This is a genomic window from Streptomyces sp. NPDC045678, assembly GCF_056432085.1.
The window spans coordinates 1,458,302-1,478,081 of record NZ_JBWKJS010000001.1 but is presented as its reverse complement, the minus strand read 5'-3'; the positions used below and the strand labels follow the sequence as shown (position 1 = coordinate 1,478,081).

The 19,780-nt window shown below is 72.4% G+C and carries 17 protein-coding genes and 1 riboswitch; of the genes, 13 read left to right on the top strand and 4 right to left on the bottom strand.

The window, feature by feature from the left end; all coding sequences use genetic code 11:
* Positions 1–209 precede the first annotated feature (209 nt).
* A riboswitch (cobalamin riboswitch) is annotated at positions 210–351 on the top strand.
* Positions 352–388: 37 nt separating this feature from the next.
* From AC07DO_RS06590 to AC07DO_RS06570, 5 genes are read left to right on the top strand one after another with little or no spacing between them, the layout of a single operon-like run.
* On the top strand, positions 389–1,345 hold the full coding sequence (locus tag AC07DO_RS06590; RefSeq protein WP_479057471.1) for a cobalamin biosynthesis protein: 957 nt from the start codon (positions 389–391) through the stop codon (positions 1,343–1,345).
* A complete protein-coding gene (locus AC07DO_RS06585) occupies positions 1,342–2,880 on the top strand; it encodes a cobyric acid synthase (protein ID WP_479057470.1) in 1,539 nt (512 codons plus the stop codon). Before AC07DO_RS06590 ends, AC07DO_RS06585 begins: the two co-directional genes overlap by 4 nt.
* Positions 2,877–4,982, top strand: a complete 2,106-nt coding sequence (locus AC07DO_RS06580; protein WP_479057469.1) for a putative cobaltochelatase — start codon at positions 2,877–2,879, stop codon at positions 4,980–4,982. Before AC07DO_RS06585 ends, AC07DO_RS06580 begins: the two co-directional genes overlap by 4 nt.
* Positions 4,982–5,590, top strand: a complete 609-nt coding sequence (cobO, locus tag AC07DO_RS06575; protein WP_479057468.1) for a cob(I)yrinic acid a,c-diamide adenosyltransferase — start codon at positions 4,982–4,984, stop codon at positions 5,588–5,590. The genes AC07DO_RS06580 and cobO overlap by 1 nt, the downstream gene beginning before the upstream one ends.
* The gene (locus tag AC07DO_RS06570) at positions 5,584–6,993 is read left to right on the top strand and encodes a cobyrinate a,c-diamide synthase (protein ID WP_479057467.1); all 1,410 of its coding nucleotides are present in this window, start codon (positions 5,584–5,586) and stop codon (positions 6,991–6,993) included. The genes cobO and AC07DO_RS06570 overlap by 7 nt, the downstream gene beginning before the upstream one ends.
* A 14-nt stretch (positions 6,994–7,007) precedes the next feature.
* Here the strand turns inward: AC07DO_RS06570 and AC07DO_RS06565 are convergent, their stop codons facing one another.
* The gene (locus AC07DO_RS06565) at positions 7,008–7,739 is read right to left on the bottom strand and encodes a ZIP family metal transporter (protein WP_479057466.1); all 732 of its coding nucleotides are present in this window, start codon (positions 7,737–7,739) and stop codon (positions 7,008–7,010) included.
* 73 nt (positions 7,740–7,812) lie between these two features.
* On the opposite strand from AC07DO_RS06565, the gene cobC reads away from it, so the two are divergent.
* The gene (gene cobC, locus AC07DO_RS06560) at positions 7,813–9,270 is read left to right on the top strand and encodes an Rv2231c family pyridoxal phosphate-dependent protein CobC (RefSeq protein ID WP_479057465.1); all 1,458 of its coding nucleotides are present in this window, start codon (positions 7,813–7,815) and stop codon (positions 9,268–9,270) included.
* A 628-nt stretch (positions 9,271–9,898) separates the two neighbouring features.
* Here the strand turns inward: cobC and AC07DO_RS06555 are convergent.
* Both AC07DO_RS06555 and AC07DO_RS06550 read right to left on the bottom strand, forming a co-directional pair.
* Complete coding sequence (locus AC07DO_RS06555; protein ID WP_479057551.1) at positions 9,899–10,771, bottom strand: SCO1860 family LAETG-anchored protein; 873 nt, start codon at positions 10,769–10,771, stop codon at positions 9,899–9,901.
* 544 nt (positions 10,772–11,315) lie between these two features.
* Entirely contained in the window at positions 11,316–12,413 is a 1,098-nt protein-coding gene (locus AC07DO_RS06550) for an amidohydrolase family protein (protein WP_479057464.1), read from the bottom strand.
* Positions 12,414–12,524: 111 nt separating this feature from the next.
* Between AC07DO_RS06550 and AC07DO_RS06545 the strand changes: the two genes are divergently transcribed.
* The 6 genes from AC07DO_RS06545 to thpD all read left to right on the top strand — a co-directional run bounded on the left by AC07DO_RS06545 (position 12,525) and on the right by thpD (position 17,927).
* Complete coding sequence (locus tag AC07DO_RS06545) at positions 12,525–13,631, top strand: pyridoxal-phosphate-dependent aminotransferase family protein (RefSeq protein WP_479057550.1); 1,107 nt, start codon at positions 12,525–12,527, stop codon at positions 13,629–13,631.
* A 75-nt stretch (positions 13,632–13,706) separates the two neighbouring features.
* The gene (locus AC07DO_RS06540) at positions 13,707–14,231 is read left to right on the top strand and encodes a DinB family protein (protein WP_479057463.1); all 525 of its coding nucleotides are present in this window, start codon (positions 13,707–13,709) and stop codon (positions 14,229–14,231) included.
* Between the two features lie 350 nt (positions 14,232–14,581).
* The gene (ectA, locus tag AC07DO_RS06535; RefSeq protein WP_479057462.1) at positions 14,582–15,133 is read left to right on the top strand and encodes a diaminobutyrate acetyltransferase; all 552 of its coding nucleotides are present in this window, start codon (positions 14,582–14,584) and stop codon (positions 15,131–15,133) included.
* Positions 15,134–15,246: 113 nt separating this feature from the next.
* A complete protein-coding gene (gene ectB / locus AC07DO_RS06530; RefSeq protein ID WP_398975747.1) occupies positions 15,247–16,518 on the top strand; it encodes a diaminobutyrate--2-oxoglutarate transaminase in 1,272 nt (423 codons plus the stop codon).
* Positions 16,519–16,571: 53 nt separating this feature from the next.
* The gene (locus AC07DO_RS06525) at positions 16,572–16,976 is read left to right on the top strand and encodes an ectoine synthase (protein WP_150166377.1); all 405 of its coding nucleotides are present in this window, start codon (positions 16,572–16,574) and stop codon (positions 16,974–16,976) included.
* Between the two features lie 51 nt (positions 16,977–17,027).
* Positions 17,028–17,927 (top strand): ectoine hydroxylase, encoded by a 900-nt coding sequence (gene thpD / locus AC07DO_RS06520; RefSeq protein WP_479057461.1) that lies wholly within the window; start codon positions 17,028–17,030, stop codon positions 17,925–17,927.
* Positions 17,928–17,993: 66 nt separating this feature from the next.
* Here the strand turns inward: thpD and AC07DO_RS06515 are convergent, their stop codons facing one another.
* Positions 17,994–19,061 carry an alkene reductase gene (locus AC07DO_RS06515; protein ID WP_479057460.1) on the bottom strand — a complete coding sequence of 356 codons (1,068 nt, stop codon included), beginning with the start codon at positions 19,059–19,061 and terminating at the stop codon, positions 17,994–17,996.
* A 136-nt stretch (positions 19,062–19,197) separates the two neighbouring features.
* On the opposite strand from AC07DO_RS06515, the gene AC07DO_RS06510 reads away from it, so the two are divergent.
* Entirely contained in the window at positions 19,198–19,719 is a 522-nt protein-coding gene (locus AC07DO_RS06510) for a MarR family winged helix-turn-helix transcriptional regulator (RefSeq protein WP_479057459.1), read from the top strand.
* Positions 19,720–19,780: the final 61 nt, after the last annotated feature.

Genomic DNA, 19,780 nt, shown 5'->3' with positions numbered 1-19,780 from the left:
CTTCTTCGTGTGGTTCGCGGTTGCGGTGTGGGATGGGCTCTGTTTGGCTGCCGCAGAAAGGTGACAACTGCCTCCCCCAGAGGTCGGTTTTTCGGGGGGGGGGGGGGGGGGCGCCAACCCCCCCCCCCCCCCTCCTGCGTGCGGGTCGTGCGGGCCCGCATGTGGGTCCCAACACACTCTCCCGCCGCAGGTCAACAGCGAGTTGACGGGCATTCGCGGGGCGTGGTGGACTGCCCGGGCCAACTACGGAGGCAGAAGAGGAAGCCGGTGCGAATCCGGCGCGGTCCCGCCACTGTCACCGGGGGTCACTCCCCGGGAGCCAGGAACTCTCGCCGCCGATTCACGTCGAACCAGGGCGCGGACACCCTGAGTGAGGACACACAACGCCATGAGTGCCGATCGCGATTTCGCGTACGGCGCCGCCGCCGGATTCCTCGGTGACCTGCTGCTCGGCGATCCCCGCCGGGGCCACCCGGTCGCCGCGTTCGGACGGGCGGCGGGCGCCGTCGAGCAGGTGCTGTGGCGGGACCACCGCGGGTGGGGCGCCCTGCACGCCGCGGTGTGCGCCGGGGGCGCGGCAGGCGCCGCCGCTCTGGCCTCCGCCCTCGCACGCCGCTCCGCCGCGGGACGTGCCGGAACCGTGGCGCTCACCGCGGCCGCGACCTGGGCCGTGCTCGGCGGAACCTCGCTGGGACGCGAGGCACGGGCCGTCGGCGGGGCGCTTGAGGCCGGTGACATCGAGGTGGCCAGGGAGCGGCTGCCCCATCTGTGCGGGCGGGACCCGCAGGCCCTGGACGCCGACGGGATCGCGCGGGCCGTCGTGGAGTCCGTCGCAGAGAACACCTCGGACGCCGTGGTGGGAGCGCTCGTGTGGGGCGCCGTCGGTGGCGTGCCGGGACTTGTCGCCTTCCGCGCCGTGAACACCCTCGACGCGATGGTCGGCCACAAGTCGGCGCGCTACCGGCGCTACGGGTGGGCGTCCGCGCGGCTCGACGACGTCCTCGGCTGGCCGGGGGCGCGGCTCACCGCCGCGCTGGCCGTGGTCGCGGGCGACGCGCCCTCGGGAGCGGTGCGCGCCTGGCGTTCCGACGCCGCGAAACACCCGAGCCCCAACGCCGGTCCCGTCGAGGCCGCCTTCGCGGGGGCTTTGGGCGTACGCCTCGGGGGGACCCTCTCGTACGCGGGACGGGTCGAGCACCGGCCCGTACTCAACGCGTACGGGCGCGACGTACAGGTGAGGGACATCGAGCGGGCGGTGAAGCTGTCCCGGCGGGTGAGCCGGCTCGCTCTCGGCGTCGCGGTCGTCGCGGGCGTCGCCCGACTGAGGTCAAGGAGAGCTTCGTGAGCGGTGGACTGCTCGTCGCCGGAACCACGTCGGACGCCGGGAAGAGCGTCGTCACCGCCGGCATCTGCCGGTGGCTGACCCGCAAGGGAGTGTCCGTCGCGCCGTTCAAGGCGCAGAACATGTCCCTCAACTCGTTCGTGACCCGCGAGGGCGCCGAGATCGGGCGGGCGCAGGCCATGCAGGCGCAGGCCGCCCGCGTCGAGCCGAGCGCGCTGATGAACCCCGTGCTGCTCAAGCCGGGCGGCGACCGCTCCAGCCAGGTCGTCCTCATGGGCAAGCCCGTGGGCGAGATGAGCGCGCGCGGCTACCACGGGGGACGTCAGGCGGCGCTGCTCGACACCGTCGTGGGCTGTCTGGAGGAGCTCCGGAGCACGTACGACGCCGTGATCTGTGAGGGCGCGGGCAGCCCCGCCGAGATCAATCTGCGGCGCACCGACATCGTGAACATGGGCATCGCGCGCGCCGCCCGCTTCCCCGTGCTCGTGGTCGGGGACATCGACCGGGGCGGGGTATTCGCCTCCTTCTTCGGGACGACGGCGCTGCTGAGCGCGGCCGACCAGGAGCTGGTCGCCGGGTACCTCGTCAACAAGTTCCGCGGCGACGTCTCGCTCCTCGAACCCGGGCTCGACATGCTGCTCGGCCTCACCGGGCGGCGCACGTACGGCGTGCTGCCGTTCCAGCACGGGCTGGGCATCGACGAGGAGGACGGCCTGCGGGTGTCCCTGCGGGGCGCCGTGCGGGAGTCCGTGGTGGCGCCGCCGGTCGGCGAGGACGTCCTGCGGGTCGCCGTGTGCGCCGTGCCCCTGATGTCCAACTTCACGGACGTGGACGCGCTGGCCGCGGAGCCCGGTGTCGTCGTGCGGTTCGTGGACCGCGCCGAGGAACTCGTCGACGCCGACCTCGTGGTGGTGCCGGGCACCCGCGGCACCGTGGGGGCCCTGCGGTGGCTGCGCGAGCGCGGCCTCGCGGACGCCCTCGCGCGCCGCGCCGCCGAGGGACGCCCCGTGCTCGGCATCTGCGGCGGCTTCCAGGTCCTCGGCGAGCACATCGAGGACGAGGTCGAGTCGCGGGCCGGCTCCGTCGACGGGCTCGGGCTGCTGCCGGTGCGGGTGCGGTTCGCCCGCGAGAAGACCCTCGCCCGCCCGGTGGGCGAGGCACTCGGCGAGCCCGTCGAGGGGTACGAGATCCACCACGGCGTCGCCGAGGTCGCGGGCGGCGAACCCTTCCTGGACGGCTGCCGGGTCGGCGAGGTGTGGGGCACGCACTGGCACGGGTCGCTGGAGAGCGACGCGTTCCGGCGCCGGTTCCTCACCGAGGTCGCCCGCGCGGCGGGACGCCGCTTCGTGCCCGCCCCCGACACCAGCTTCGGCGCGCTGCGCGAGGAGCAGCTCGACCTGCTGGGCGACCTGATCGAAGAACACGCGGACACGGACGCGCTGTGGAACCTGATCGAGCAGGGCCCGCCCGCAGGCCTGCCGTTCATCGCGCCCGGAGCGCCGCCGGCAGCACCAGAACGCACCAAGGAGGCTCTGTGAGTACCCCGTATCCGTTCACCGCCCTCGTCGGGCAGGACGACCTGCGGCTCGCGCTCTTGCTGAACGCCGTATCGCCCGCCGTGGGAGGCGTGCTCGTGCGGGGAGAGAAGGGCACCGCCAAGTCCACCGCCGTGCGCGCGCTCTCCGCGCTGCTGCCGGAGGTGCCGGTCGTCGCCGGGTGCCGCTTCTCGTGCGACCCGGCGGCCGCCGACCCCAACTGCCCCGACGGGCCCCACGAGTCGGCCGGCGCCGCCGCGCGCCCCGCACGCATGGTGGAGCTGCCGGTCGGTGCCTCCGAGGACCGGCTCGTCGGCGCCCTCGACATCGAACGGGCCCTGGCGGAGGGCGTGAAGGCCTTCGAGCCCGGACTGCTCGCCGACGCGCACCGCGGCATCCTGTACGTGGACGAGGTCAATCTCCTCCACGACCACCTGGTCGACCTGCTGCTGGACGCGGCCGCGATGGGCGCCTCGTACGTCGAGCGCGAGGGCGTGTCCGTGCGGCACGCCGCGCGGTTCCTGCTCGTCGGCACGATGAACCCCGAAGAGGGCGAACTGCGGCCGCAGTTGCTCGACCGGTTCGGTCTCACCGTCGAGGTGGCCGCGTCCCGGGAGACGGACCAGCGCGTCGAGGTCGTACGGCGACGGCTCGCGTACGACGACGACCCCGAGGGCTTCGCGGGCCGCTGGTCGAAGGACGAGTCGGCGCTGCGCGACCGGGTCGTGGCGGCCCGCGCCCTGCTCCCCCACGTCGTCCTCGGCGACGGCGCGTTGCGGCAGATCGCGGCGACCTGCGCGGCGTTCGAGGTCGACGGGATGCGTGCGGACATCGTGATGGCGCGCACGGCGACGGCACTGGCCGCGTGGGCGGGCCGCACCGACATCCTGAGCGAGGACGTGCGGCAGGCCGCGCTGCTCGCGCTGCCGCACCGCAGGCGCCGCAACCCCTTCGACGCGCCCGGGCTCGACGAGGACAAGCTGGACGAGGTGCTGGAGGACGCGCGCGAGGACGAGGAGCCCGAGCCTCCGGAGGGTGACGACGGCCCCGAAGGGGGCGGCCCCGACGGCGACGGCCCCGACGGGGGCGGCGGACAGCCCCCGGCCGGCGACGGCCCCGACTCCCCCGAGCTGCCCTCGCAGAACCAGGGCCCTGACGCGCCGAACCCCGCGGACGCCCCGGACACCGCGGGCGCCGACGACTCCCCGGCCCCGCAGGAGCCGGCCCCCGCGGCAGGCGCCCCCTCGGGCCCCGGCGAGCAGCAGGCCGTGCGCGCCGCCGAGCCGTTCCGCACCAAGATGCTGAGCGTGCCCGGCATCGGTGAGGGCGCCGCCGGACGGCGCTCGCGCGCCCGCACCGAGCACGGCCGCACCACGGGTTCGCGGCGCCCCCGGGGCGCCCTGACCAAGCTGCACCTTGCGGCCACCGTGCAGGCCGCGGCCCCGCACCAGAAGGCGCGCGGGCGCTCCGGCGCCGGTCTCGTCGTACGCCGTGACGATCTGCGGCAGGCCACGCGGGAGGGCCGCGAGGGCAACCTCGTGCTGTTCGTCGTGGACGCCTCCGGATCGATGGCGGCGCGGCAGCGGATGAGCGCCGTCAAGGGCGCCGTGCTCTCGCTCCTCCTCGACGCCTACCAGCGGCGCGACAAGGTGGGGCTCGTGACGTTCCGCGGCAAGGACGCGGAGGTCGCGCTGCCGCCGACGTCGTCGGTGGACGCGGCGGCGGCCCGCCTCGAATCGCTGCCGACCGGCGGGCGCACCCCGCTGGCCGCGGGGCTGCTGAAGGCGCACGACGTGCTGCGCGTCGAGCGGCTGCGGGACGCCGCGCGGCGTCCGCTGGTGGTCGTGGTGACGGACGGGCGGGCGACCGGGGGCGTGGAGCCGGTGGCCCGCGCGGGCCGTGCGGCCCGGCTGTTCGCGGCCGAAGGCGTCGCCTCGGTCGTCGTGGACTGCGAGTCGGGCTACGTACGGCTCGGCCTCGCGGGACAGCTCGCGGGCGAGCTCGGCGGGACGGTCGTGACCCTCGACGAGCTGCGGGCGGACTCGATCGCCGGCCTCGTCAAGGACGTACAGGGAATGAACTCGCCTTCGAGGAGGGCCGCTTAATGCCGCAGGGACAGCCGAGCGTCGTGCCGGACGACGGTCTCACGACGCGCCAGCGCCGCAACCGTCCGCTCGTCTTCGTCCACACGGGCGTCGGCAAGGGCAAGTCGACCGCCGCGTTCGGGCTCGCGCTGCGGGCCTGGAATCAGGGGTGGCCGATCGGCGTCTTCCAGTTCGTGAAGTCGGCGAAGTGGAAGGTCGGCGAGGAGAACGCGCTGAAGGTCCTCGGTGCCACGGGTGAGGGCGGCACGGTCGCCTGGCACAAGATGGGCGAGGGCTGGTCGTGGATCCAGCGCGCCCCCGCCGAGGGCGAGTTGACCAACGAGGACAAGGCCCGCGAGGGCTGGGAGCAGGTGAAGCGTGACCTCGCGGAGGAGACGTACAAGCTGTACGTCCTCGACGAGTTCGCGTACCCCATGCACTGGGGCTGGATCGACACCGACGAGGTCGTGCAGGTCCTGCGCGACCGCCCCGGGACGCAGCACGTCGTCATCACGGGCCGCAACGCGCCGCAGAAGCTGATCGACTGCGCCGACCTCGTGACCGACATGTCGAAGATCAAGCACCCGATGGACGCCGGGCAGAAGGGTCAGAGGGGCATCGAGTGGTAGCTCGCCTCGTCATCGCGGCGCCGTCGTCGGGCAGCGGCAAGACGACCGTCGCGACGGGCCTGATGGCCGCGTTCACGGCGGCCGGGCTCACCGTCTCCCCGCACAAGGTCGGGCCCGACTACATCGACCCCGGCTACCACGCGCTGGCGACGGGGCGGCCGGGGCGCAACCTCGACGCGTACCTGTGCGGACCCGACCTCGTCGCGCCGCTGTTCGCGCACGGCGCGGCCGGGTGCGACATCGCCGTGGTCGAGGGTGTGATGGGGATGTACGACGGTGCGGCGGGCCAGGGCGAGCTGGCCTCCACCGCCCATGTCGCGAAGCTGCTGCGGGCGCCGGTCGTCCTGGTCGTCGACGCGTCGTCGCAGTCGCGGTCGGTGGCGGCGCTGGTGCACGGCTTCGCGTCGTGGGACCCCGAGGTGCGGGTCGCGGGCGTCGTCCTGAACAAGGTGGGCTCGGACCGGCACGAGGCGCTGCTGCGGGAGGCGCTGGACGAGGCGGGGGTTCCGGTACTCGGCGCGCTGCGCCGCGCTTCCCAAGTCCATGCGCCTTCCCGGCACTTGGGGCTCGTGCCGGTCGCCGAGCGGCAGGCCGACGCGGTGGAGTCGGTGGCGGCGCTGGCTTCGCGGGTGCGGGAGGGGTGCGATCTGGACGCCCTGCTCGCACTGGCCCGCAGCGCGCCGCCCCTGCCGCCGGGTGAGGCGTGGGACCCTGCGACGGGGCTCGGCGAGTCACCGGCTTCGCCGAGTTCGCCCTCGATCGCCGGACAGGCTGGATACTCCCCGGCCGGGCCCGATGGGCGGCGCCCCGTCGTCGCCGTCGCCGGTGGGGCCGCCTTCACGTTCTCCTACGCCGAGCACGCGGAGCTGCTCACCGCCGCCGGGGCGGAGGTCGTACCGTTCGACCCCCTCCACGACGAGCAACTGCCGGACGGGACCGCCGGGTTGGTCATCGGGGGCGGGTTCCCCGAGGTGTACGCGCCGGAGCTGTCCGCCAACGAGGTGCTGCGGAAGGCCGTGGCCGAGCTCGCCCGCTCCGGGGCCCCCGTCGCGGCCGAGTGCGCGGGGCTGCTCTACCTCTCCCGCGAGCTGGACGGGAAGCCGATGTGCGGGGTCCTTGACGCCGGGGCGCGGATGTCGGAACGGCTGACGCTCGGGTACCGCGAGGCGGTCGCCGTGTCGGACAGCGTCCTCGCGCCCGCGGGCACGCGCATGCGGGGCCACGAGTTCCACCGCACCGTCATGGAGCCGGGGGCAGGACCCGTCCCCGCGTGGGGCCTGCACCGGCCCGAGCGGCGCGTCGAAGGCTTCGTACAGGGCAACGTGCACGCCAGCTATCTGCACACGCACTGGGCCGCGGAGCCGGCCGTCGCGCGCCGGTTCGTCGAGCGGTGCACGCCGTGACCACGGGCGGTGGCTCAGCCCGCGATGCCCACCACCAGCCAGATGAACGCCGCGCCCGCCACCGTGCACAGCAGGGTGGAGCGGGCCGGGTGGTCGTGGTGCGCCTCGGGCAGGATCTCCGCCGCCGCGAGATAGAGCAGCGCGCCGCCGAAGAAACCCAGATAGCTGCCGAGCAGTTGCTCCGGAATGGTGAAGAGCAGGGTCGACGCGGCACCGACCACGGGGGCCACCGCGTCCGCGAACAGCATCGCGAGCGCCTTGCGGCGGGCGTTCCCGTACAGGCTCGTGAGCGTGTACGTGTTGAAGCCGTCCGCGAAGTCGTGGGCGACGACGGCCAGCGCCACGGCCACGCCCATGCCGCCGCCCACCTGGAACGCCGCGCCGATCGCGACGCCGTCCATCACGCTGTGCCCGACCATCGCCGCGGCGGCCGTGAGCCCCACCTCGGGCACCCGCCCGCCCTCGTGCTCGTCGGCGCCGTGGGCGGCCCTGCGGCCCGCGAGGAGCCGTTCCACCAGATGGGCGACGAGGAAGCCGGCCACGAACAGGAGCAGGGCAGCCGGTACGCCGAAGACGGGCTGCCCGGCGGCGTCCAGCGCCTCCGGCAGCAGGTCCAGGCCGACGACACCGAGCATCAGGCCGCCCGCGAGGCCCAGGACGAGGTGGCGCCGGTCGGTGACCCGCTGGGCCGTCCAGCCGCCCACCAGGGTCATGAGGAAGGCGCCGAGCGCCACGAACACCGCCATGGCCCCTTGCTAGCCGATTGACCCCCTGCTCCGCACATCCACCGCCCCCACCCCACACGAAAGGACCCACTCCATGGAGGACGTCGTGCTCGTCGTCGGCGTCGGCGCCTGCGAGGACGCGCCGGTGGAGGAGGTGCTCGGCCTCGTCCGGGACACGGTCCGCGAGGCGGGCCTCTCCGAGGGGGCGGTCGCGGAGCTGGCGACGGTCGACGTGAAGGGCGCGGAGCCGGGGATCGTCGGGGCGGCGGCGCGGCTCGGGGTGCCGCTCGTGACGTACACGGCGGCGGAGCTGTCGGACGTGACGGTGCCGAACCCGACCGCGCGGTCCCGTGCCGCCGTGGGTACGCCTTCCGTGGCGGAGGCGGCGGCTCTGCGGGGCGGTGGTGAACTTCTCGTGCCCAAGCGGAAGTCGGCGCCCGCGGGCCGTCCGGCGAGGGCGACGTGCGCGGTCGCGGCACGCCCGCGGCTCTCTGCAGCGCCCTTCGACCTGCGCCACCACGGGGACGCCGAGGTACGCGACGACGGCGCGGACCTCACCGATCTCGCCGTCAACGTACGTTCCGACACTCCCCCGGTGTGGCTCAAGCAGCTGATCGCCGCGTCCCTCGACGATCTGGCGGCGTATCCGGACGGCCGGGAGGCGCGCGAGGCGGTGGCGGCGCGTCATGGCCTCACCCCGGACCGCGTGCTGCTCACGGCGGGTGCGGCGGAGGCGTTCGTCCTGCTGGCCCGCGCCCTGAAGGTCCGTCACCCCTACGTCGTCCACCCCCAGTTCACGGAGCCCGAGGCGGCGCTGCGGGACGCGGGGCACGAGGTGGGCCGGGTGCTGCTGCGCGAGGAGGACGGCTTCCGGCTCGACCCGGCGGCGGTGCCGGAGGAAGCCGACCTGGTGGTCGTCGGCAACCCCACGAACCCGACGTCCGTCCTCCATCCTGCGGCGTCGGTCGCCGAACTGGCGCGTCCTGGGCGGACGTTGGTGGTCGACGAGGCGTTCATGGACGCGGTGCCGGGTGAGCGGGAGGCGTTGGCGGGCCGTACGGACGTGCCCGGCCTGGTGGTCCTGCGCAGTCTCACGAAGACGTGGGGCCTCGCGGGGCTGCGGATCGGTTACGTCCTCGCCGCCCCCGACACGATCGCCGCCCTCGCGCAGGCGCAGCCGCTGTGGCCGGTGTCGACGCCCGCGCTCGTGGCGGCGCGGGCGTGCGTGGCGCCCCGGGCGCTGGCGGAGGCGGGGCACGCGGCGCACCGGGTCGCCTCGGACCGCGCGCATCTCCTCGCCGGGATCGCCGAGTTGGCCCCCTTCGGGGTGCGTGCGGTGGGGCCCGCGGAGGGGCCCTTCCTGTTGGTACGGGTGCCGGGGGCGGCCGGGGTGCGGGAGCGGCTTCGGGGGCGGGGGTTCGCTGTGCGGCGTGGCGATACGTTTCCTGGCCTGGGGCCTGACTGGATACGACTTGCCGTCAGGGACCGGGGGACGTCGTCCCGGTTCCTCGCCGTGCTGGCCTCGGTGCTGGCGTCACCCTCCCCGCGGTAGGAGCACCACCCCACCGCTCCGCGGCGGAACACTCACCCCACCACCCACCCGTTCACCCCGCGACGCCCCGCCGAGGCAGGAACACCAACCCGGCCGCTCCGCGGCGGATACACACCCGCCCACCCACCCGTTCACCCCGCGACGCCCCGCCAGGGCAAGAGCACCAACCCCGCCGCTTCGCGGCGGATGCACACCCGCCCACCCACCCGTTTACCCCGCGACGTTTCGCGAGGGTAGGGGCCGACCGGTTACCCCGCTCCGGCACGCGAGGGTGGAGGACCCCGCCGGGCCGCAGCCGCGAGACGGACCGGAGGGGACGTGGGGGTATGTGCGCACGGAGCACCGAGGGGACCGGGGCGGTCGGGAGTGTCCGGCGTGGCGCAGGGATGGCGAGTACGCACATACCCCCGCGGCCCCGCCCCACCACCGAACCCTGGGCGCCCCGCGAGAACCAGCCCGCTACGCCGCCCCATCACCCCCCCAGGGCGCCCCCACCAGAACCAGCGCGCCACGTCGCCCCAAGCCCCCCGGGCACCCCCAGCACCCCCGGGCACCCCAGCACCCCCGGGCACCCCCGGCGCCCCCCAGCGCCCCCGGCGCCCCCGGCGCCCCCGGCGCCCCGCCAGAACTACCCCCTGCTGCGTCGCGCCAGCGTCACCGCTCCGCCGCCCGCCACCAGGAGCACCACGGCCCCGCCCGCCACGTACGGCGTCATCGAGTTGCCCCCCGTCTCCGCGAGGTTGGCCTCCGTCTTCGGCCGGACCGGCTTCTCCGGCTTGCCCTGCGGCTTCTCCCCCGCCTCCTTCGGCGGCGCCACGCCCACCGGCGTCTCACACCCCGCCCCGGCCAGCGTCACCGTGCCCGTGACCTCGGCGACGTTCAGCTTCAACGGGTTCACGGAGACCGTGAGTTCGAGCGCCGACGCCGCCGCCGTACGCGACGTCGTGTGCGTCTTGGAGAGGGCGAGGGTGACCTCGCCGACCCCCGGCACCTTCACCTCCGTCGTGCCCTTCGCCGTCAGCGTGACCTTCTTGCCGAGCACGGTGACCGCGCCCAGCAGATTCGATTCGGCAACGGGCCGTTCGCCTTCCGCGCAGACGGCCTTGGAAGTGACCTGCTCGACCTCGACGAGGGAGAGGAGAGGGAGTCCGGGCACGTGCACCTTGGCGTGCGCGATGTTGCTGTAGCCCTGCGCCGTGCCGCCCCGCACCGTCGCCTTCGCCGTGGCGACGTCCGCACGCAGCACGCTGAAGGGCCGTCCGCCGTCGACGCCGTCCAGCCGGGCGGTCAGCGCGGTCTTCTCGGCGCTCGCGGGGGCCCGCACTTCGTTGAGGGCGACCTTGAGCGGGACGTTCACGGTCTTGTTGAGCAGGGAGACGTTCAGCCCGGTGCGCAGCACGACGGCGTCGGCCCGCCCGCCCTTGTGGCTGTCGCCGCCCGTGGCCTGCGCGGACCCGGCACCGGCGAGCGCCGCGGGACCCGCGGCGAGCGCGGTGGCCACGGCGACGACGGAGAGGCGCCGCCCGTGCGCACGGAAGGCTCTGCCGAAAGTGACGGTGGAGACGGAGAGGGAGGTGGACACGGACGTGGGCGCGGACGTGGACGTGCGGATAGAGCTGTGGCTGTTCACGGTGGTGGGACCTCACGAGAGAAACGGGCCACCGAACGCGCACGCCACATGGGGACATCACGTGCGCATCGATGGCGTCGCCCGACATCGACGAAGGGCGACGCGGGAATCTTTACGCACACAGAGTGAACGGTCAGCAACCTGACGTCAGTTCACTCCAACGGGACGATTCCGTCCATTCATTCGAATCCCGCGGCACAGACGTTCCCAGAGAGCGACAGCCGACACCCCCGCATCAGGCGGACGACGCACCCCGACCGCCCCCCGCGCCCCCCACGAGCCACACCCAACGAGCCCCACCACCCCCGCGTAACGCCCAGGTCAACCCGCCGCCCGTAACCCGCCACCCGCAACCCGTCACCCACCGCCCCGGGACCTCAGCCCCCCCAGGACCTCAGCCCCCCACCCCAGGACCTCAGCCCACCACCAGCCCGTTGAGCACGACCCTCCGCGGAGCCGCCAGCACGCGCACGTCGTCCCGCGGGTCCGCCTCGTACACCACCAGGTCCGCCGGCGCGCCCTCCGTGAGCCCCGGGCGGCCGAGCCACTCCCGCGCACCCCAGGTCGTCGCCGAGAGCGCGTCCAGCGCCGGGATGCCCGCGCGGGTCAGCTCGACGATCTCCGCCGCCACCAGGCCGTGCGGAAGCGAGCCGCCCGCGTCGGTGCCCGCGAAGACGGGGATGCCCGCGTCGTACGCGGCCCGCACCGTGTCGTAGCGGCGCGCGTGGAGTCGGCGCATGTGGTCCGACCAGCGCGGGAACTTCTTCTCGCCGCCCGCGGCGAGGTCCGGGAACGTGGCGATGTTGACGAGCGTGGGGACGATCGCGACGCCGCGCTCCGCGAAGAGCGGGATCGTGTCCTCCGTGAGGCCCGTCGCGTGCTCGATGCAGTCGATGCCCGCCTCGACCAGATCGCGCAGCGAGTCCTCGGCGAAGCAGTGGGCGGTGACACGGGCGCCCAGGCGGTGCGCCTCGGCGATCGCCGCCTCGACCGCCCCGCGGGGCCAGCACGCGGTCAGGTCACCGGCCTCGCGGTCGATCCAGTCACCGACGAGCTTGACCCAGCCGTCACCGCGCCGGGCCTCCCGTCCGACGTACTCCACGAGGTCCTCCGGCTCGATCTCGTGGGCGTAGTTGCGGATGTAGCGGCGCGTGCGCGCGATGTGGCGGCCCGCGCGGATGATCTTCGGGAGGTCCTCGCGGTCGTCGGTCCAGCGGGTGTCGGAGGGCGAGCCCGCGTCGCGCAGGAGGAGGGCGCCGATCTCGCGGTCGGTGAGGGCCTGCTTCTCCGCGGTGTCCGCGTCGACGGGTCCGTGCGCGTCGAGGCCGACGTGACAGTGCGCGTCGACCAGGCCGGGCAGGGTCCAGCCCTCGATCGTGCGGACGTCGTCGGCGGCGGTGCCGACGGGGCGGTCGTAGGTCACCCTCCCCCCGACCACCCACAGCTCGTCCCGAACGTCGTCGGGCCCGACGAGCACCCGACCCTTCACGTGCAGCACCGCGTGATCGCTCATGGCAGCAGCTTAGGAGGCACTCGGAACGCCCGGTACGGGGCCGGTCGGTAGGCTCGGCACGGCATCCCGAACGAACTCGTGAGCGAAGTGAGCAGTGACGTGAGCAGTACTGTGACGCACCCCTTTCTGGACCTGGCGCCGCTGAGCGCCCAGCACTTCGCCGCCATCGAGGCGCGCGTGGCCGGACTGCTCGCCACCGAGCAGGACGTCGTGATCATGCAGGGCGAGGCGCTGCTGCCCCTGGAGGGGTGCATCCGGGGCGCGGCGCGGCCGGGCACGACCGCGCTGAACGTCATCACCGGTCCGTACGGCCAGACGTTCGGCAACTGGCTGCGCGACTGCGGGGCGACCGTCATCGATCTCGCCGTGCCGTTCAACACCGCGGTCACGGCCGAGCAGGTGCGTGCGGCGTTCGCCGAGCACCCTGAGATCGACTTCGTGTCGCTCGTGCACGCGGAGGCGGCGACCGGGAACACCAATCCCGTCGCGGAGATCGGCGCGGTCGTGCGGGAGCACGGTGCGCTGTTCATGCTGGACGCGGTCGCCTCGGTGGCCGCAGAGCCGCTGCTGCCGGACGCGTGGGGCGTGGACCTGTGCGTGATCGGCGCGCAGAAGGCGATGGGCGGTCCCGCGGGGGTCTCCGCGGTGTCCGTGAGCGAGCGGGCGTGGGAGCGCATCGCCGCGAATCCGCAGGCGCCGCGCCGCTCGTACCTCTCCCTCCTGGACTGGAAGGAGCGGTGGATCGACGGCGGCAGGAAGGCGCTGCTGCACGCGCCCGCCCAGCTGGAGATGCTGGCGCTCGAGGCGTGTGTGGAGCGCATCGAGGCGGAGGGTCTCGAGGCGCTCATGGCACGGCACGCCGCGGCCGCGGCGGCGGTCCGTGCGGGGGCGATCGCGCTGGGCGGGGGTCTCGAACCGTACGTGCACGACGCGGTGGACGCGGCGCCGGTCGCCACGACGCTGCGGACGCCGGCGGGTGTCGACGCGTCCGCGCTGGTCGCCAGGGCGCTCGCCGCCGATCCGGTGCTTCCGCTGGTCGCCGGGGGCGGGGCGCTCGCCAAGGAGATGATCAGGGTCAACCACTACGGGCCCGACGCGACCCGGGGTGTCGTGCACGCGTCGCTGGCCGCGCTGGGCGCCGCGCTGGGCGAGACGGGCGTCGCGGTGGACCTGGAGGGCGCCCGTCGGGCGGTGACGGACGTCTTCACGACGGCCTGACGGCGCTTCCGTCCCGCCGGGCCGTCCGTACGAAACACCTGCGGCCGTCCGCCGTCCCGTGGCACCGTGCATGACATGACCACGCTCCCGGACGGCCGCACCATCCCACCCCTGACCGCCGACGAGCCCACGATGCTCACGAGCTGGCTGGACCTGCACCGCGCCACCTTGGCGGTGAAGTGCGCGGGGCTCGACGACGAGCAGGCGCTGCGGACGGCCGTCGAGCCGTCCGCGCTCTCGCTGTTCGGTCTGGTGCAGCACCTCGCCGAGATGGAACGGAACTGGATCCAGCGGGTCTTCGCGCGGCGTGACGTGCCGCCGCTCTACGGAGACCGCAGCGGTTTCACGCTGGACCGGTCTCGGACGTTCGCCGAGGTCCTCGCCGTGTGGGAGCGGAAGATCGCGGTGAACCGGCAGATCTGCGCGGGTCGTTCGCCGGACGACACGGGGCGCCTCGGCGCCGAGGAAGCGGCCGTCGTGGGCGGCGAGGAGGCCGTGAGTCTGCGCTGGATCCTGGTTCACCTGATCGAGGAGTACGCGCGGCACAACGGCCACGCCGACTTGCTCAGGGAGCGTGTCGACGGAGTCACCGGATCGTGAATCCACGCCTCCGCTCCTTTGCGTCACTTTGAATTCCCGCGCACGTTCTCACGAATTATTTATAAACTGAGAAGCACAGCTTCCCGTATTCTTCTGCCCGCTTTCCCGGGACCTAAACACTAAGATTTCGACAGCATCAAACCCCGCAATTCGGACGCACGCAAGAGCGATTGCATGTGTGTGACGTACTCCACAACGCGTCCGTTTCGTGCGGATTATGCGGGTCAAAGTATCCCAAATGGACACGGCCTCATGCGGGCGCGCACCCACGCCTGATAACACATGAGGCGCCCTTGTGTAACCCCTCCCCCCGATGCAATTCGAGAAATTGCTCGGTAAATTCAATCCGCATGACCGCTGCACAAGCCGATCTACCGACCGACCTGCGAGCGAAATTCCAAAAACTGCCGGAGGGACTGCGACTCGACAGTCCCGATGTCGCCGACGGCGCCGCGATCTGGCGGATCGCCCGCGACTCGAAGGTGCTCGACCTGAACTCGTCCTACAGCTATCTGCTGTGGTGTCGTGACTTCGCGGCCACGTCCCTCGTGGCCCGGGACGCCGACGGGGAGACGGTCGGGTTCATCACCGGCTACATCCGGCCCGAGCACCCTGACGTCCTGATGGTCTGGCAGGTGGCCGTCGACCACGGTCAGCGTGGCCGCGGCCTCGCCGGCGCCCTGCTCGAAGGACTGACCGCCAGGGTCGCCGCGGGCCGAGCGCTGACCAGGATCGAGACGACGATCGCGCCCTCGAACACCGCGTCCGAGCGGCTCTTCCTCTCCTTCGCGCGGCGACACGGCGCGTCGGTCGAGCGGAAGGTCCTGTTCGACGCGGGGCTCTTCCCCGACGACGGCCACGAGCCCGAGGTGCTGTACCGCATCGGTCCGCTCGACCACTGATCCGCCCTCGCTCCCCCCAAGCGATGCCCGCGAGACACGCACCATTCGCACCGTCAGCACCACCCGTAACTCCCCCCACCTCCCACGCCTTTCCATCTCCCAGGAGATCTGCTGTGACCATCACCCAGCCCGACCTGAGCGTCTTCGAGACCCTGGAGTCGGAGGTGCGCAGCTACTGCCGCGGTTGGCCTACGGTCTTCGACCGCGCGCAGGGCAGCCGCATGTACGACGAGGACGGCCACGAGTACCTCGACTTCTTCGCCGGAGCCGGATCGCTCAATTACGGCCACAACAACCCGGTCCTGAAACGCGCCCTCATCGACTACATCGAGCGGGACGGCGTCACGCACGGTCTCGACATGTCGACGACCGCGAAGCGCGCCTTCCTCGAGACCTTCCAGAACGTCATCCTGCGCCCGCGCGACCTGCCGTACAAGGTCATGTTCCCGGGCCCGACGGGCACCAACGCCGTGGAGTCGGCGCTGAAGCTGGCCCGCAAGGTCAAGGGCCGCGAGTCGATCGTGTCGTTCACGAACGCCTTCCACGGCATGTCGCTCGGCTCTCTCGCCGTGACCGGCAACGCGTTCAAGCGCGCCGGCGCCGGCATCCCGCTGGTGCACGGCACCCCGATGCCGTTCGACAACTACCTCGACGGCCGGACCCCCGACTTCATCTGGTTCGAGCGCCTCCTGGAGGACTCCGGCTCGGGCCTGAACACCCCCGCCGCCGTGATCGTCGAGACGGTGCAGGGCGAGGGCGGCATCAACGTCGCCCGCGCCGAGTGGCTGCGCAAGCTCGCCGACGTGTGCGAGCGCTGGGACATGCTGCTCATCGTCGACGACATCCAGATGGGCTGCGGCCGCACCGGCGCGTTCTTCTCCTTCGAGGAGGCGGGCATCACGCCGGACATCGTGACGGTGTCGAAGTCCATCAGCGGTTACGGCATGCCCATGTCGCTCTGCCTGTTCAAGCCGGAGCTCGACGTCTGGGAGCCGGGCGAGCACAACGGCACGTTCCGCGGCAACAACCCCGCGTTCGTGACGGCCGCCGCCGCCCTGGAGACCTACTGGACCGACGGCCCGGCGATGGAGAAGCAGACCCGCGCCCGCGGCGAGCAGATCGAGCAGGCGCTGACCTCGATCGTCGAGGAGAACCGTCCGGCCATCAAGGAGTGGCGCGGCCGCGGCATGGTCTGGGGCGTCGAGTTCCACGACAAGGACCGCGCGAGCGCCGTGGCGAAGCGGGCCTTCGAACTGGGCCTGCTCATCGAGACCTCCGGCCCCGAGGGCGAGGTCGTCAAGCTCCTTCCGGCGCTGACGATCACCCCCGACGAGCTGGACGAGGGGCTGCGCACGCTGGCCCGCGCGGTACGCGAGTCCGCCTGAGCGAGCGCCTCACCGAGCCCCCGGCACCGTAAGAGAAAAGGAACCAACTCACCGTGATCGTCCGTTCGTTCAAGGACATAGAAGGCACCGACCGGCATGTGAAGGCCGCTTCGGGCACCTGGGAGAGCAAGCGCATCGTCCTCGCCAAGGAGCGGGTGGGCTTCTCCGTCCACGAGACCATCCTGTACGCGGGTACGGAGACGTCGATGTGGTACGCGAACCACATCGAGGCCGTCGTCTGCACCAAGGGTGAGGCGGAGCTGACCGACGACACGACCGGCGAGAAGTACACGATCACGCCGGGCACCATGTACCTGCTCGACGGGCACGAGAAGCACACGATGCGGATCAAGGAGGACTTCCACTGCATCTGTGTCTTCAACCCGCCCGTCACGGGTCGTGAGGACCACGACGAGAACGGCGTGTACCCGCTGCTCACGGAGCCGGAAGCGGACTGACACCACCTACATCCCGAACAGGGCCGTACGAGAGGAGAGGCAGGCAACACCATGACCACCGCACCCGAACGCACCAGTGACCTGTACCCGACCCGAGGCGCCGAAGAGGTGCTGATCGAGCGCAAGGACCCCGTCGTGTGGTCCGAGCCGGGTGCAGCGGGGCCGATTACGGCCGGGGATCTGGCCGGGTTCGAGCGGGACGGTTTCCTGGCGATCGACCAGTTGATCACCCCTGACGAAGTGGACGTGTACCACGCCGAGCTGGAGCGGCTCATCAACGATCCGGTGATGCGCGAGAACGATCGCTCCATCGTCGAACCGCGTTCCCAGGAGATCCGGTCGATCTTCGAGGTGCACAAGATCAGCGAGGTCTTCGCCAGGCTGGCGGCGGACCCGCGGGTCGTCGGCAGGGCGCGGCAGATCCTCGGCTCGGACGTGTACGTCCACCAGTCGCGGATCAACGTGAAGCCGGGCTTCGGTGCCTCGGGGTTCTACTGGCACTCGGACTTCGAGACCTGGCACGCGGAGGACGGCCTGCCGAACATGCGGACCGTCTCGGTGTCCATCGCGCTGACGAAGAACTACGACACCAACGGTGGTCTCATGATCATGCCGGGGTCGCACAAGACGTTCCTCGGCTGTGCGGGCGCCACGCCGAAGGACAACTACAAGCGGTCGCTGCAGATGCAGGACGCGGGCATCCCGTCGGACGAGACGCTCACGCACCTCGCGTCCGACTACGGCATCCGCCTCTTCACGGGCGAGGCCGGCTCGGCGACGTGGTTCGACTGCAACGCCATGCACGGCTCGGGGGACAACATCACCCCGTACCCGCGCAGCAACGTCTTCATCGTGTTCAACAGCGTGGAGAACACGGCGGTGGAGCCGTTCGCGGCGCCGGTGCGCCGGCCCGAGTACATCGGGGCGCGGGACTTCACCCCGGTGAAGTGACCTCGTAGGCAGGTGTGTGCGGCCCGGTTCCCTTTCCTGGGAGCCGGGCCGTTCACCGTTTTACGGCTACTGCGCCAGGGGGGCGTAGTCCGTGTAGCCCTTCCCGTCGCCGCCGTAGTAGGTCGCGCGGTCCGGGGTGTTGTACGGGCCGCCGGCCTTCAGGCGGGCCGGCAGATCGGGGTTGGCGAGGAACAGTGCGCCGAACGTGACGATGTCCGCGGTGCCGTCCTCGATCAGGGCGAGCGCGTCGGGGCCGGTGGGGCCTTCGCTGTGCGGGTTCAGGACGAGCGTGCCGCCGAAGTCCTGCCGCAGCCGTACGGTGAGCTCGCGGACGTCGCCGACCTCCATGATGTGCAGGTACGCGAGGTCGAGCGCGGCGAGCTCCTTCGCGAGCGCGGTGTACACGGGCTCGGGGTCGGGCTCGGAGATGCCGTTGGCGGGGTTGCCGGGCGAGACGCGCAAGGCGGTGCGGGAGGCGCCGATCTCCTCGGCGACGGCGGCGGTGACCTCGACGGCGAACCGGATGCGGTTCTCGGGCGAGCCGCCCCACGCGTCGGTGCGGCGGTTGGAGCCGGGGGCGAGGAACTGGTGGATCAGGTAGCCGTTGGCGCCGTGCAGCTCCACGCCGTCGAAGCCCGCGTCGATCGCGTTGCGGGCGGCGGTGGCGAAGTCGGCGATGGTGGCGCGGATCTCGGCGTCGGTCAGCTCGCGCGGGGTGACGAAGTCCTTGGGGCCCTCGGCGGTGTACACCTGCCCGTCGGCCGCGACCGGCGAGGGGGCGACGTTGATCAGTCCGTCGGGCAGGAGGACGGGGTGGCCGACGCGGCCCGCGTGCATGAGCTGGGCGAAGATCGTGCCCCCGGCGGCGTGCACGGCGTCGGTGACCTTGCGCCAGGCGGCGATCTGCTCGGCGCTGTGCAGGCCCGGTGTGTCCGGGTATCCCTGGCCGACCACGGAAGGCTGGATGCCCTCGGTGACGATGAGGCCCGCGGAGGCACGCTGCGCGTAGTACTCCGCGGTCAGATCGGTGGCGACACCGCCCTCACCGGCGCGGCTGCGGGTCATGGGGGCCATGGCGATGCGGTTGCGGAGCGGGGTGCCGGACAGGTCGATCGGGTCGAACGCGGTGGTCATCAGGACTCCCGGACTGAGATACGACGGAAATATGTGGTCGGCCAATCATTCGCGCCGAGAGCACTGTAACCCATTTATTGGCCGACCAAGGTAATCTTTTGGCAGACGTCTCACGATCGACAAACAGGAGCACGTGATGAAGGCCGACACCGTCCAGGCACCTCCGGGCGACCCCGTCTGTACGCCCGGGGCCTCCGGTGTCGCCGACGCGGGACCCGTCAGTCTCGCCGTCAGCCGGGTCGCCCGGCTGCACCGCATCGCCGCGGGCAAGGTGCTGAAGGGTCTCGGCCTCTACCCCGGCCAGGAGTTCGTGATGATGCACCTGTGGGAGGCGGGCGCGGTACGACAGTCCGAGCTGATCAAGGCGGTCGACCTCGACCCCTCGACGGTCACGAAGATGCTGCAGCGCCTGGAACAGGCCGGTCACGTACGCCGCCGCCCCGACCCGGCCGACCGCCGCGCGGTCCTGGTCGAGGCGAGCGCGGCGAGCTGCGGCCTGCTCACGCAGGTGGAACGCGCGTGGGGCGAGCTGGAGGGCCACACGCTGGCGGGCCTGGACGACACGGAACGCGCGGACCTGGCGCGGCTCCTCGCGAAGGTGGAGACGAACCTGTGCAAGGAGACGGAGGACTGCCCGGAGCGGAAGGGGCGGGACTGAGCGCCGTCGGAGCGCCCGCGCAACGGCCGGGACGCGGTACAGCCACGACGCGCTTCGGCCG

What these genes read in the sequence shown, in the direction of transcription:
- AC07DO_RS06590 (WP_479057471.1), top strand. Translation starts at nt 389, where the DNA reads ATGAGTGCCGATCGCGATTTCGCGTACGGCGCCGCCGCCGGATTCCTC.
- cobO (WP_479057468.1), top strand. Translation starts at nt 4,982, where the DNA reads ATGCCGCAGGGACAGCCGAGCGTCGTGCCGGACGACGGTCTCACGACG.
- AC07DO_RS06565 (WP_479057466.1), bottom strand. Translation starts at nt 7,739, where the DNA reads ATGGCGGTGTTCGTGGCGCTCGGCGCCTTCCTCATGACCCTGGTGGGC.
- cobC (WP_479057465.1), top strand. Translation starts at nt 7,813, where the DNA reads ATGGAGGACGTCGTGCTCGTCGTCGGCGTCGGCGCCTGCGAGGACGCG.
- AC07DO_RS06550 (WP_479057464.1), bottom strand. Translation starts at nt 12,413, where the DNA reads ATGAGCGATCACGCGGTGCTGCACGTGAAGGGTCGGGTGCTCGTCGGG.
- AC07DO_RS06540 (WP_479057463.1), top strand. Translation starts at nt 13,707, where the DNA reads ATGACCACGCTCCCGGACGGCCGCACCATCCCACCCCTGACCGCCGAC.
- ectA (WP_479057462.1), top strand. Translation starts at nt 14,582, where the DNA reads ATGACCGCTGCACAAGCCGATCTACCGACCGACCTGCGAGCGAAATTC.
- thpD (WP_479057461.1), top strand. Translation starts at nt 17,028, where the DNA reads ATGACCACCGCACCCGAACGCACCAGTGACCTGTACCCGACCCGAGGC.
- AC07DO_RS06515 (WP_479057460.1), bottom strand. Translation starts at nt 19,061, where the DNA reads ATGACCACCGCGTTCGACCCGATCGACCTGTCCGGCACCCCGCTCCGC.
- AC07DO_RS06510 (WP_479057459.1), top strand. Translation starts at nt 19,198, where the DNA reads ATGAAGGCCGACACCGTCCAGGCACCTCCGGGCGACCCCGTCTGTACG.